Genomic DNA, 12,184 nt, shown 5'->3' on the forward strand with positions numbered 1-12,184 from the left:
TATCCTGTCTATTAAACTTTAATAAACAATATTAAAATAACGTTAAAATTGTAAAACAACCGAGAAATTTGTCGAATATCATGATATTATATGGGGTAGAAAGTTCATCACTTGTGAACCTTTTACCCTTTTTTATATTTCTGATATATTAAAATAGATAGAGGTGAGCACGATGATTCAGCTCGACAAAATTGCAAAGCATTACAAAACAGCTGGAGGAAGAGAAAGCATCCTGAAGGATTTATCCTTGCGTATTAACGAAGGAGAGTTTACCGCTATTATGGGACCGTCAGGAAGCGGAAAAAGTACGCTTCTTCATATTTTAGGCGGGCTTGATCGTCCGTGTGAAGGAACATACATGTTTCAAGGCTATGCAATGGAGCGTGTCTCAGAGCGCAAACGGACAGCGATCCGAAATGAACAAATCGGCTTTGTCTTTCAAAGCTTTCAGCTCATCGCAAATCTTTCTGTATATCAAAACGTTTTATTACCGCTCACATATCACAATCGTTTTGTCCGAAATAAAAAGCAAAAGGTACTTCAGGCTCTAGAATCTGTAGGAATGGCTCAGTATGCGGACAAATATCCGCATCAGCTGTCCGGGGGACAAAAGCAGCGTGTCGCCATTGCCCGTGCTATCATTAATGAGCCTGCGCTATTACTTGCCGACGAGCCGACGGGAAGCTTGGATGAACAAAATTCAGAGACCATCGTCCAGCTGTTTGAGCAGCTTCACCAACAAGGCACAACCATTGTCCTCATTACACATGATGACAAGGTTGCGAGTCGTACAAACCGCATTTTGCATTTGCGTTATGGAAAAGTGGAGGAAAACCATTATGCGTTTTCTTAAAGCATTTAGGCTCGCTTGCTTTGGTCTCTGGGCAAACCGTATCCGTGTCAGCTTCTCTATGCTCGGCGTTGCAATTGGTGTATTAGCTATTATTATTCTTGTTTCTATTGGAACAGGAGCGGAGAAGACTGTCACGAAGCAAATGAATGGACTCGGCTCCGATCAAATTACAGTCATGCCAGGCCGCGTCCTGCATACGAATCAAGGGCCGCAAGATTTCCTAAACGGTATGACGAACAATTCAAGTACGCTAACCTATGATGATGTTAAGGAAATTCAGAAGCAGCCATCTGTTAAGAACGCAACGCCTCATTTAGAAACGGTCCTGCGTGCATCCTATGACAAGAAAACTGCCGAAGGAATCGCAACAGGCGTAACAGCCGGATACAAGCAGGTGATGCATCTAAAAATGGCATCGGGCCGATTTCTAACAGACGAAGATGAAAAAGAAAAACGACGCGTTGTCGTTCTTGGAAGCAATATGGAGAAAAGCCTTCTCGGCATGACGCAGGACAAAGCGAAAAAAACTAAGCAGAAGCAAGATTCTTCAATATGGGCGCCCATAAAGAATTGGCTGTTTGGCACAGCAGCAAGCGCTGCAGAGAATGAAAATACGCTTGTAGGAAAAGACATTCAGATAAAAGATCAGACATTTCGCGTAATCGGTGTATTACAGGAGCAAAACACAATGGGCTCCAATATTAACAATGCAATTATTATGCCGATTTCGATGGCGCTTGAAACGACAAATATGAAGAATCTAACGACAATTTATGTGCAGGTAAAAAACAAAGAGAACATGTCTCAGGCGCAGAAGGAAATCGCTAAGGCTGTTCGCAAGCATCATCCGGAAAAAGACTTCAGTGTTGTCGAACAAACGGAAATGCTTCAGATCACAAATAAAATTACGCACATTTTACAAGTCATGATTATCGCAATTGCGGGCATGGCCTTTCTCATTAACGGCATCGGCATTATGAACGTCATGAGTATGTCCGTGCGGGAGAGAACAAAGGAAATTGGCATCCGCAAAACACTTGGAGCAAAGACAAGAGATATTTTATATCAATTCTTTTTAGAAACGCTTCTGCTGACAACAGCGGGCGGTGTGATCGGCTTGCTGCTTGGATATGCAGCAATTGAGCTTTGGAATGAACACATTGCGACGTTTTCATTAGTTTTACCGATGTGGGCTATTAAACTGGCCATCGGATCTTCCTTCATTACCGGCTGTGTATTTGGAATTTACCCTGCATTAAAGGCTGCACGCTTGCAGCCAAGTCATGCGTTGCGTTATGGAGACTAAAATATATAAAAAAGCATCGGCTATAACAAGGCCGATGCTTTTTTACATTCGTAAGGCTCTGCGGTATACAGCCTCTTTAATGTTGTTTAGTCGGAAGCTTTTGGCTTGGATTGCCCTTACCTTGACGTTTTCTATTTTGTTCATCCTTCGCTTGTTTCTCTTGTATGCTCTCGAGTGAGATATTTGTGTTACTCATTGCACGACCCCTCCTTCTTAATATAAGACCTCGTTCGTACTTTAACCATTTCACTGCGAAAACATGCATACATTGACCGGAGGGCTTTTTATATACAGATTTGAGTGTCTGTTGTTTTTTCACCGTATTTTAACCATTCTCCTGTAAGATGAAGACAAGCTATTGAAAGGGAGGAATAAAACATGAATAAAAAAGCAATCACTTGGGGCGTTCGCCTTGGAAGTATATCGCTGGCGGTTGGCTTAGCTGCCTATATGTCCGCACAGGAAGCCGAGCAGCAAGGAGTTTCAGTACAGCAAAACAGCACTTCCTCGCAGCAGGATGACACACTGGCGCCGCAAACTGGACAAACCGAAAGCAATCAGCAATTCGGCGGAGGACGCGGACATCGCGGTCCTGGCACATTCAATGAACAAAGCACAGAAAATGAGCAATCGGGAACAGACGATCAATCAGGGACGAGCAGCCAATATGGAGAAAACGCGCAAAGCGAAGGAAGCACGCAGCAAAATTCCCGCAGCTTTGACACAATGACAGGAGGATCATAACCAATGAAGACATACAGCTTTTCGGCAATGAATACAAACATTCAGCTTGGTATAGAACGGAATGGAAGATCAGGCGAAGAGCTGCTTGACCAAGCGCAGCGAATCTTTGAAATGGTCGAGAATGCCTGCAGCAGATTTTTGCCACACAGCGAGCTATCACGCTTAAACGAACAAGCCGGACAGGAGGTATTGCTATCTCCGCTCCTATTTTCCATTCTGCAGCAAGCAGCCAAATGCTATGAAGAAACAAACGGGCTGTTTCATCCTGGTATCTTATCTGCGCTAGAGGAGGCAGGATACCAGCAATCGATTGAGCATATTCTTGGACAAGACGTAGGAGTCTCAAGAGCTGGGTCTGTTATTGTCGCATCAAAGCTTCCATATATACTGGATGATACGAAAATATCGATTATAGCGGAAGAAAAGCTCGATTTAGGAGGCATCGCCAAAGGCTGGGCTGTCGATTATACTGCGGCGCTTCTAGAGGCGCATGCTGACGGCTTTATCAATGCGGGAGGAGATATGCGCATATTCGGTACGCTCTCAAATGCACTAAATGTCGGTATCGAGCATCCCTATATAACAGGTGAAAGCATGTCATCACTTTCTCTATCGTCCGGCGCGCTCGCAACATCCTCTACTGCAAAGCGAAGATGGAAAAGCAATGGAGAATGGAAGCACCATCTCATTGATCCGAGAACAGGCACATCGGTAAACAGCAGAATTGTCTCCGTGACTGTCACAGCCCCAACTGCTGTGCAGGCGGATGTGTGGGCAAAAACGGTACTATTGCTCGGGGAGGAACAAGGCGGCGCGTGGATTGAACAAAAGGGTGAATGCGCCGTTTGGATGAACGAATTCGGAGAGATATGGAGGGTTGGTTAATATGCAGGAATATATCTGGTACTTTATCCGGACAACCGGCCTCGTCGCCTATCTGCTTATGTACGGGTCAGTGATGGTTGGGCTGTTTTCACAAATCCAGAAGCGGAAAAAGAAAAAAGTTACAAGTACGCTTCATGCCCATGAAGCACTCTCCAACTGGACATTCACTCTTACCATCGCTCACCTCACCCTTTTGTTCTTCGATACGTATGTCTCCTTCGACTGGAAAGACCTGCTCATTCCATTTGCAACGGATTATAAACCATTGCCAATGGCAATTGGCATTTTCTCGCTGTACCTGCTGATCTTAACATGGATCACAACAAAGCTTCGCAAGCAAATCGGCATAAAGCTTTGGCGGTCGCTGCATATGTTCACACCAATTCTATATATACTCGTTACAGTCCATGGTGTCTGGCTCGGCACAGACTTTCAAAAGGCTATACTTCTGCTTCTTAACATCATTCCGTTCGCACTCTTTGTTTGGATGTTTCTCGTCCGGCATGATGAAGCGGAAAGCACAAAACAAAGCCCGGTTTCCTGAAAATAGAACCGGGCTTTCCTATTGAAATTCACTCTGAGGAATGTACATCATCTCATTATGCTTGCTCATATTTTTTCACATGTGCACGATGGCTCAACGTACGATCCACCAGCTCATCCAGCCGTTGAATCGCCTTTAACGCCTTATCATAAGGAATGGTACGGTAATGATGCTGACCGCCCGGCTCCTCATCCATTTCATCGGCTTGCTTAATAATGCTTTGCAATGAATTTAACTCAATCGGCCTGCTTGGTAAAAACGAATCGGTATGAAATAAAATCGCAAGGGCAATCTCCTTTGCGATCCGCGGATCCTCGCCGAGCCGGATCAGCAGCTTATGCGCCCGCTCCGCACCCTTCACCGCATGAATATCATTCGTTTTATACAGCTCATAATCCCATTTTCCATCACGATACCACGTATAATGTCCAATATCATGGAGAAATCCAGCCTTTACCGCCAAATCAACGGAAAGACCGCGCTCATTAGCTAAACGAAATGCATGATACGCAACTGCGATGGCATGCACCATTCCCGAACGGTTAATATACTTTTGAGCAATCGGATGCTGAAAAATTTGTTCTAGTGTAACATGACGCATAGACCTTCACTCCTTTTTTCTAAATATAAAATTGGACGGGAAGAAAAGGTGGATATTCAGAATATCATACTACAAATTGGTTGTGCAGTAAAGCGCAAAGTGGTGATTTGTCTATTTTGCTGGACTATAAATAGGATAAAATTAAAGATCTATTAAAGAGTGTTATTGATTTTCTTCTTAAACTACAGGGCTGGTTAGTGGAAGATGTAATATCAAGGTATCTTAAACCAAAAAGAGGGGGAAATTAATAGATAGACTTGTTCTCGTAAAATTATTAATTCGTTTATATATTATAATTTAAAAAAATGAATTAGATGAAGATATGCCTAGGTGTTCTCCCTGCTTCTTTAGAGGTTGTTGAATAAGGATATGACCGCTCAAATGCGTGATTTTTTTTTATGATATTGGGATACTTTAAAAAAGAGGCGAAAAATTAGATTGAGGTGAAATCGCTCATGATATCAAGGAGGCACTTAATATTTAATATATCTATAATAATGATTCCATGGTTATCGTTGTTATTTATAGGAAAGCGTAATATAAAACGTTATTCCTTGGCAGGTGTTTTTATTGTCATTTTTGAGATCATAAATCATATGTATGGACACAAGAGGAAGTGGTGGAAGTTTTACGATAAGCGAAAATCATTTATAAAGGATGAACTTCCTTTTAGTATTGGTCCTTATATGCCTCTTTCCATGTGGTTACTAAAATTTTCGTACGGAAACTTTAAAAAGTTTGTGTTACTTAATGCTATTGCTGATGGGCTCTTTGCTTTTCTTTTTGCTGATGTTCTTAAAAAATTTAAAATCGCAAGTCTAAATCGGTTAAATCATTTTCAATTTTTTACATACTTACACTATAAAGCATATTTATTATATGGAGTACAGTATTTGTTTGAGAAAATAAAAAGATTTAGTTAATTTGACGACCTGAGTGTGACCATGCAAGCACCTTTTTAAAATCTCTTCTTGTTCCCTATCCAGCCGAGGAAATGATGAAATATGAAGTCTCACGTTAGTAAACACACCCAAAAATGATACTCCAGACATACTTAAACCAATAAACAGTTTGTAAATAAACTATATTCTATTAATAATAAATTATCAAAGCCCCAACTCATTATGAGAGAAGGGGCTTCTTTTCAGTTTACCTTTTCAATATCAATACTTCTCACCAGGATACATTTTCTCTCTCATTCCTAACCAATCTTTTCTTCCTGTACAGCCCCAGCCTGCGCCTTTTTATGAAATCCCTTCCCATAATAAACCGCAGTCAAGATACCCAGCCAAAGCGGTCCAATGATTAACGCAATTCTCGTATCTGGGTTATACGCCATAATTCCAATGACTCCAGCTAGAAATGCTAATGAAATGTAGGAGGAGTAAGGGAAAAACGGCATCCTATATTTCATTTGCTGTTGTTCTTCTAGGCTTAAGCTTTTTCGGTAACGAATTTGCGATAACAAGATGACTCCCCACGTCCAGATTGCGCCAAAGGTAGCAATGCTTGTGACCCATGTAAATACCTTTGCTGGAACAATGTAGTTCAACACAACGCCGATGAAAAGTGCGCCTGCTGATACAAGAACGGCGATTCCTGGGACACCGCCCTTTGTTAGCTTGCTGTATGCTTTTGGCGCTTCATTATGCTCCGCTAGGTTAAAGAGCATGCGTCCTGTACTGAAGATTCCGCTGTTACAGGAGGAGAGTGCTGCTGTTAGTACAACGAAATTAATGATGCCCGCCGCACCGCGAATGCCAAATTTCTCAAATGTTAGTACGAATGGACTGCCTTGTGTTCCGATTTCCTGCCATGGGTAAATAGCCATGATGACAAACAATGCGCCAACATAGAAAATGAGGATGCGCCAAAATACGGAGTCAACGGCTTTGGCGAGTGTTTTTTCTGGATTTTTGACTTCTCCCGCTGTTACTCCAATCATTTCAATGCCAAGGTATGCAAACATAACCATTTGCAGCGATAGCAGAACGCCTTTTATGCCGTTCGGGAAAAGGCCGCCGTTTTCCCATAGATTGCTGATGCCTGTAGCAACACCGCCGTTGCCAATTCCAAATAGAATCATGCAAATGCTGAGGCCGATCATGGCGATAATCGTGACAATTTTTATAAGTGCAAACCAGAATTCAAGCTCTCCATATGCTTTTACTGCCAGGAAATTGACCATTGTCATGAGGACGAGCGCCGCCAATGCCCAAATCCAGGTTGCAACGTTTGGAAACCAATATTTCATATAAATGCCGACTGCTGTAATTTCTGCCATACACGTTACAACCCAGAGAAACCAATAGTTCCAGCCTGTTAAATAGCCGGCGAGCGGACCGAGATAGTCGCGCGCATATTTACTGAAGGAGCCGGCAACCGGCTTTTGAATCGCCATTTCCCCAAGAGCTCTCATAATAAAGAACATAATAAGGCCGCTAAAGCCGTATGCGAGCAGAATCCCCGGCCCTGCTAGCTTAATAGCGGATGCCGAGCCGAGAAATAGTCCGACTCCAATCGCTGCTCCTAAGGACATAAGTGTGATATGTCTTTCTTCTAATCCGCGATGCAATTGCTGTTGATTTTCTTTCATGCGTTTCTCCCCTTTATAAAACGTTGTAATGAAAGATTACAAGATTGCTTTTTATTGCCCCCTCCCGTTTCTTTTTTTTGAAAAATAGAGGATGCTTTTTTAGTATAACAAAATCTAGCATCCATTCCGAGAATTTGTTAACGCTTACATAATTTTAATCTCGGTTAAAGCATGATGAACCTTACGCATTTTGATTGTAACAGTTTTGTGAATAAAAATTTTTGTAGAAATACGAGAATTTTATGGTATCATTTTGTTGATTTCCACAAAAAGACAGGGGATGAATATTTGTTGACATATATAGAAAAAAATCCGTTTAGAATTGCTTTTGATAGCTTAGAGGAATTTGCAGAGCTTATTAGTGAGGTGCTGGCATGCCCGATTACGATTGAGGATGCAAATCATCGATTGCTTGCGTATAGTACGCACGATGAGCGGACAGATCCAGCCCGCATTGCGACGATTATTGGGCGGCGCGTGCCAGAAAAGGTGATTAATAGTTTATGGAAGGAGGGGATTATTCCTGCGCTGCTTGAGAGCGATGAAGCCATTCATGTGAAATCGCTTGATGGCATTGGATTTGGTGATCGCATGGCTATTTCGATTCGCAATAAGGGGGATGTGCTGGGATTTATTTGGGCTTTGGAGGTAGATAAGAAGTTTACCGACAGTGACTTCCTATTGCTAAAGGAAGCTGCCATTGCTGTGAAAAGCAAGCTGCTGCAGCTGCAAGCGCGAAAAAATAAGAAGGAAGAGCGTTCGCAGGAGTTTTTTTGGAAGCTGCTTACAGGTCATATACAGGAGCGGGATGAAATTGCTGATTATCTTCAGCTGCTGCAAATTAAGCCGGCTTCTTCATTTGTGCTTGCGGTATTTCAGTTTCAGCATGAAATTACGCGCGAAGAGGAAAAGCAAATGATGTATTTGCTGCAAACGAGCCAGCATGTGCGGGTGATGCTGCATACGGTAGACAGAGATCGTCTTGTCCTATTCCTGTCGGCTATGGATCATCCGGAAATGAACCGCTTTGTAGAGGAATTCGTCTGCAAGCTGGAAAAACGATTCCATATTTCCGGCATTCAGCCGGCCTTTAGTAATATATACGATAATTACGCAAAAATTGAAAAGGCATACAAGGAGGCGCTCAACGTGCTGACGATAAAGAAGAAATTTCCGCTTGAAACGGCAGCCCTTCATAGCTATGGTGACATGGGAATGTATCAATTGATTGATTTGCTGCTGGAAAACCGGAAAGGGACAGACTATCGCAATCGGGCGCTAGAGCGGCTGCATGAGTATGATCAAAAGCATAATAGCGATCTCGTTGAAACGTTAGATGTGTTCTTAAATAAAGATAGTAACGTGAATGATGCCGCAAAAATGTTAAATATTCATCCGAATACACTGGCCTATCGTTTGAAGCGTATTTCTGAAATTGGCGGCATTCACTTTAAGGATCCCAATCAGAAGCTGATGCTATATCTTGATTTAAAGCTAGAGAAGTTTTTGTGAATTTCCCCAAAAGCGCTATTTGTTTTTCTCCTTTCTCCACAAGGCAAAAACTTTGAAAGCGTTTTATACTGAGGCTACAAAGTTGTTAAGGGGGAAACATCATATGATTATTGGGGTACCTAAGGAAATCAAAAACAATGAAAACCGCGTAGCGCTTACACCAGCAGGAGTGCTTTCATTCGTAAATGCAGGGCACACCGTATTAATTGAACAGAATGCTGGAGCAGGAAGCGGCTTTACGAATGAGGATTATACAAATGCAGGTGCGACGATGCTAGAGAGCGCAGCTGATGTTTGGGCAAAGTCACAAATGATTATGAAGGTAAAAGAACCGCTCCAAAGCGAGTACGGCTACTTCCGTCCGGGGCTGATTTTATTTACTTATTTGCACCTAGCTGCAGAGCCGTCATTGGCACAGGCGTTAAAGGATAGCGGCGTAACCGCAATTGCATATGAAACAGTGGAAGTAAATCGTACGCTTCCGCTTCTCACGCCGATGAGCGAAGTAGCAGGCCGTATGTCCGTTCAAATCGGGGCACAATTTCTGCAAAAGTCAAATGGAGGGCAAGGTATTTTGCTTGCAGGCGTACCAGGCGTAAAGCGCGGCAAGGTTGTGATTATCGGCGGCGGTATCGTTGGTACAAATGCAGCGAAAATAGCAATCGGTATTGGGGCTGATGTGACAATTGTTGATGTAAGCGCGGATCGCCTCCGTCAATTGGATGATATTTTTGGAACAAATGTAAAAACGTTAATGTCTAATCCGCTAAATATTGCTGAAGCGGTGAAGGAAGCCGATCTTCTCGTTAGTGCTGTATTAATTCCTGGTGCCAAGGCTCCGAAGCTTGTAACAGAAGAAATGGTACAAACGATGAAGCCGGGATCTGTGATTGTCGACGTTGCGATTGACCAAGGCGGTGTGGTGGAAACATGTGACCATGTAACAACGCATGACAATCCAACCTTCGAAAAATACGGCGTAGTGCACTATTCTGTTGCAAATATGCCAGGAGCAGTACCAAGAACGTCAACGCTTGCGTTAACAAACGTCACGGTTCCGTATGCACTGCAAATCGCAAACAAAGGCGTATATCAAGCAATTGCAGAAAATCCTGCGTTAAAGCTTGGTTTGAACGTGGCAAATGGAGAGATTACGTACGAAGCAGTTGCAAGAGATCTTGGTTATAAGTATGTGCCAGCTGAGAGCGTGTTTGAAAAGGAAGTAACATTCGCATAAATGCCAGCTCCCTCTATGAGGGAGCTGTTTATCTATAGGGGGATATGTATGGGTAGCTATCGTGATACGTGGGCAGAGATTTCGCTTTATGATATCGAAGAAAATGTTAAACAATTTCGGAAATTCATACAAAAGCATACAAAGCTGATGGCCGTGGTCAAGGCAGATGGCTATGGCCATGGCGCGATTGAGGTTGCCAAAGCGGCAATCCGGGCAGGGGCTGGCTGTCTTGGTGTGGCTATACTAGATGAAGCGCTGCAGCTAAGGGATGCGGGTATTTCTCATCCTATTATGGTGCTTGGCTGCACGCCGGTTCGCTCCGTTGCCAAAGCAGTTTCAGAGAATATTACACTTACTGTTTTTAGTGACGAGGTACTGGAAGAAGTAATTCAGCAATCCAAGGTGCAGCAGCAAACCGCCTGTATTCATATAAAAGTAGATACAGGGATGTCAAGAATTGGAGTTACCTCAGCGGATGAGGTGCTTATGCTGGCGCGAAAGGCGATTTCTGCTCCGTTTATTAAGCTCGAAGGAATCTTTACTCATTTCGCAAATGCTGACGCTATAGATGAATCGTATACATATAAGCAGTTTCATACATTTTTACAAATCATAGAGATCTTACAGCAGCATGGCATTGAGATCCCGCTCAAGCATTGCTGTAGCAGCGCCGCTGCAATGCGATTTCCAGAAATGCATTTGGATATGGTGCGCATCGGCATTGCCTTATACGGACTATGCCCGAGTGCATCGTTAAGAGACCATCCTATCCAGCTTAAACAAGCAATGAGCTTAAAAATGAAAATTGCCGCGGTCAAAACCGTTTCGGCTCGGCAGCCAATCAGCTATGGATGTACATACATACATGAAGAGGATCGACAAATTGCAACGCTGCCAATTGGCTATGCTGATGGTGTATCCCGTTCGCTTTCTAATCGAGGAGGTGTGCTGGTGCGAGGGACATTCGCGCCGATAACCGGACGAATTTGCATGGACCAAATGATGATTGATGTAACGCATTTGTCGGGATGTCAAAAAGGGGAGGAAGCAGTGTTGTTTGGACGAAATGATCATGCCTTTCAAGCTATCGACACAATTGCGGATATCATAGGAACGATACATTATGAGGTGGTTTGTTTAATAGGGAAACGCGTACCTCGGTTGTATGTGCAGGATACAATCCTCTGATAGGCAAAGAAGATTGTTAACTGGCAGATCTGTTTTTTACACTTTAAGAAGGAGTATAAAATTCCCGCTAGAAGCCAATTCAATGTATCAGGAAATTTTAGGAACAAAGTGCAACTGCGCCTTTATCTTTGACAATCGGCGAGTTTTCTTTCTTTATTAATAGCTTAGAAAAACCGCCCTATCGCTAGGCGGTTTTTTCTAAGCTATTATGTTTTAGCAACTCAATGACTTACACTGCGCTTAGGATTTGGTCCATATTGGTTATCATTCTCTTGGCTATCCTGGCATGCAAATACAATTAAAATGATGCTGCCGATGAGGGGAATTAAGCTGATTAAGAGCCACCATCCGCTTCTTCCTGTGTCATGCAATCTACGAACTCCAACAGCTAAGGATGGTAATAGAATGAGTAAAGAATAAATGCCCGTTAGCAGTGACGAAAGATCTGCAAGCGCATCTACTATTGAAAGTACAATAGAGATAATGACATGAACGAGGACGAACATCCAATATTCCTGACGACTGGCTCTCCCTTGAAATCCTACGTAATTCTTTAACACCTTCAAATACCATTGCATGTAAGTTCCCCCTTATGAATGTAATGGTTGACTGCAAAGTGGACGCTTCATTATTAACATATGTAGCCTTGTTCCAAATTATTAAACTGTTTGTTTAAAAAAATAAAAGTCTATTCATTAGTTTCGGTGTAAATAAGGCT

Annotated in this window: 13 protein-coding genes; 9 read left to right on the forward strand and 4 right to left on the reverse strand. The window is 42.8% G+C overall.

Annotation, left to right across the window (positions count from 1 at the left end; genetic code table 11):
- The first annotated feature begins 172 nt into the window (after positions 1-172).
- Both AC6HZ4_RS09450 and AC6HZ4_RS09455 read left to right on the forward strand, forming a co-directional pair.
- A complete protein-coding gene (locus AC6HZ4_RS09450; protein ID WP_497494733.1) occupies positions 173-853 on the forward strand; it encodes an ABC transporter ATP-binding protein in 681 nt (226 codons plus the stop codon).
- Positions 840-2,159 carry an ABC transporter permease gene (locus AC6HZ4_RS09455; RefSeq protein ID WP_497494734.1) on the forward strand — a complete coding sequence of 440 codons (1,320 nt, stop codon included), beginning with the start codon at positions 840-842 and terminating at the stop codon, positions 2,157-2,159. Before AC6HZ4_RS09450 ends, AC6HZ4_RS09455 begins: the two co-directional genes overlap by 14 nt.
- Positions 2,160-2,235: 76 nt before the next feature.
- Here AC6HZ4_RS09455 and AC6HZ4_RS09460 read toward each other — a convergent pair whose 3' ends face one another.
- Positions 2,236-2,355, reverse strand: a complete 120-nt coding sequence (locus AC6HZ4_RS09460) for a DUF4023 domain-containing protein (RefSeq protein WP_497494735.1) — start codon at positions 2,353-2,355, stop codon at positions 2,236-2,238.
- A 182-nt stretch (positions 2,356-2,537) separates the two neighbouring features.
- On the opposite strand from AC6HZ4_RS09460, the gene AC6HZ4_RS09465 reads away from it, so the two are divergent.
- The 3 genes from AC6HZ4_RS09465 to AC6HZ4_RS09475 are packed head-to-tail and all read left to right on the forward strand — an operon-like array spanning position 2,538 to position 4,332.
- Positions 2,538-2,903 carry a hypothetical protein gene (locus AC6HZ4_RS09465; protein WP_497494736.1) on the forward strand — a complete coding sequence of 122 codons (366 nt, stop codon included), beginning with the start codon at positions 2,538-2,540 and terminating at the stop codon, positions 2,901-2,903.
- 3 nt (positions 2,904-2,906) lie between these two features.
- Positions 2,907-3,788, forward strand: coding sequence for an FAD:protein FMN transferase (locus AC6HZ4_RS09470; RefSeq protein WP_497494737.1), 882 nt, complete (start codon positions 2,907-2,909; stop codon positions 3,786-3,788).
- A gap of 1 nt (position 3,789) precedes the next feature.
- Positions 3,790-4,332 carry a hypothetical protein gene (locus AC6HZ4_RS09475; RefSeq protein ID WP_497494738.1) on the forward strand — a complete coding sequence of 181 codons (543 nt, stop codon included), beginning with the start codon at positions 3,790-3,792 and terminating at the stop codon, positions 4,330-4,332.
- 55 nt (positions 4,333-4,387) lie between these two features.
- Here AC6HZ4_RS09475 and AC6HZ4_RS09480 read toward each other — a convergent pair whose 3' ends face one another.
- Positions 4,388-4,933 carry an HD domain-containing protein gene (locus AC6HZ4_RS09480; protein ID WP_497494739.1) on the reverse strand — a complete coding sequence of 182 codons (546 nt, stop codon included), beginning with the start codon at positions 4,931-4,933 and terminating at the stop codon, positions 4,388-4,390.
- 455 nt (positions 4,934-5,388) lie between these two features.
- Between AC6HZ4_RS09480 and AC6HZ4_RS09485 the strand changes: the two genes are divergently transcribed.
- Positions 5,389-5,856, forward strand: a complete 468-nt coding sequence (locus tag AC6HZ4_RS09485; RefSeq protein WP_497494741.1) for a hypothetical protein — start codon at positions 5,389-5,391, stop codon at positions 5,854-5,856.
- Positions 5,857-6,134: 278 nt separating this feature from the next.
- Here AC6HZ4_RS09485 and alaP read toward each other — a convergent pair whose 3' ends face one another.
- Positions 6,135-7,529, reverse strand: a complete 1,395-nt coding sequence (gene alaP / locus AC6HZ4_RS09490) for an alanine permease AlaP (protein WP_497494742.1) — start codon at positions 7,527-7,529, stop codon at positions 6,135-6,137.
- Positions 7,530-7,829: 300 nt separating this feature from the next.
- Here alaP and AC6HZ4_RS09495 point away from each other — a divergent pair, with 300 nt between their 5' ends.
- From AC6HZ4_RS09495 to alr, 3 genes are all read left to right on the forward strand, one after another.
- A complete protein-coding gene (locus AC6HZ4_RS09495) occupies positions 7,830-9,041 on the forward strand; it encodes a PucR family transcriptional regulator (protein ID WP_497495658.1) in 1,212 nt (403 codons plus the stop codon).
- 103 nt (positions 9,042-9,144) lie between these two features.
- Complete coding sequence (gene ald / locus AC6HZ4_RS09500) at positions 9,145-10,278, forward strand: alanine dehydrogenase (protein WP_497494743.1); 1,134 nt, start codon at positions 9,145-9,147, stop codon at positions 10,276-10,278.
- Positions 10,279-10,326: 48 nt separating this feature from the next.
- The gene (alr, locus tag AC6HZ4_RS09505; RefSeq protein ID WP_497494744.1) at positions 10,327-11,466 is read left to right on the forward strand and encodes an alanine racemase; all 1,140 of its coding nucleotides are present in this window, start codon (positions 10,327-10,329) and stop codon (positions 11,464-11,466) included.
- A gap of 221 nt (positions 11,467-11,687) precedes the next feature.
- Here alr and AC6HZ4_RS09510 read toward each other — a convergent pair whose 3' ends face one another.
- Positions 11,688-12,044 (reverse strand): DUF805 domain-containing protein, encoded by a 357-nt coding sequence (locus AC6HZ4_RS09510; protein WP_497494745.1) that lies wholly within the window; start codon positions 12,042-12,044, stop codon positions 11,688-11,690.
- Positions 12,045-12,184 lie beyond the last annotated feature (140 nt).

Source organism: Ectobacillus sp. OTK (assembly GCF_059698935.1).

Bases quoted from the DNA above. Each gene is read 5' to 3' on its own strand.
- AC6HZ4_RS09460 (WP_497494735.1), bottom strand. From the start codon at position 2,355: ATGAGTAACACAAATATCTCACTCGAGAGCATACAAGAGAAACAAGCG.
- AC6HZ4_RS09510 (WP_497494745.1), bottom strand. From the start codon at position 12,044: ATGCAATGGTATTTGAAGGTGTTAAAGAATTACGTAGGATTTCAAGGG.
- alaP (WP_497494742.1), bottom strand. From the start codon at position 7,529: ATGAAAGAAAATCAACAGCAATTGCATCGCGGATTAGAAGAAAGACAT.
- AC6HZ4_RS09465 (WP_497494736.1), top strand. From the start codon at position 2,538: ATGAATAAAAAAGCAATCACTTGGGGCGTTCGCCTTGGAAGTATATCG.
- AC6HZ4_RS09455 (WP_497494734.1), top strand. From the start codon at position 840: ATGCGTTTTCTTAAAGCATTTAGGCTCGCTTGCTTTGGTCTCTGGGCA.
- AC6HZ4_RS09450 (WP_497494733.1), top strand. From the start codon at position 173: ATGATTCAGCTCGACAAAATTGCAAAGCATTACAAAACAGCTGGAGGA.
- AC6HZ4_RS09470 (WP_497494737.1), top strand. From the start codon at position 2,907: ATGAAGACATACAGCTTTTCGGCAATGAATACAAACATTCAGCTTGGT.
- ald (WP_497494743.1), top strand. From the start codon at position 9,145: ATGATTATTGGGGTACCTAAGGAAATCAAAAACAATGAAAACCGCGTA.
- AC6HZ4_RS09480 (WP_497494739.1), bottom strand. From the start codon at position 4,933: ATGCGTCATGTTACACTAGAACAAATTTTTCAGCATCCGATTGCTCAA.
- AC6HZ4_RS09475 (WP_497494738.1), top strand. From the start codon at position 3,790: ATGCAGGAATATATCTGGTACTTTATCCGGACAACCGGCCTCGTCGCC.
- AC6HZ4_RS09485 (WP_497494741.1), top strand. From the start codon at position 5,389: ATGATATCAAGGAGGCACTTAATATTTAATATATCTATAATAATGATT.
- alr (WP_497494744.1), top strand. From the start codon at position 10,327: ATGGGTAGCTATCGTGATACGTGGGCAGAGATTTCGCTTTATGATATC.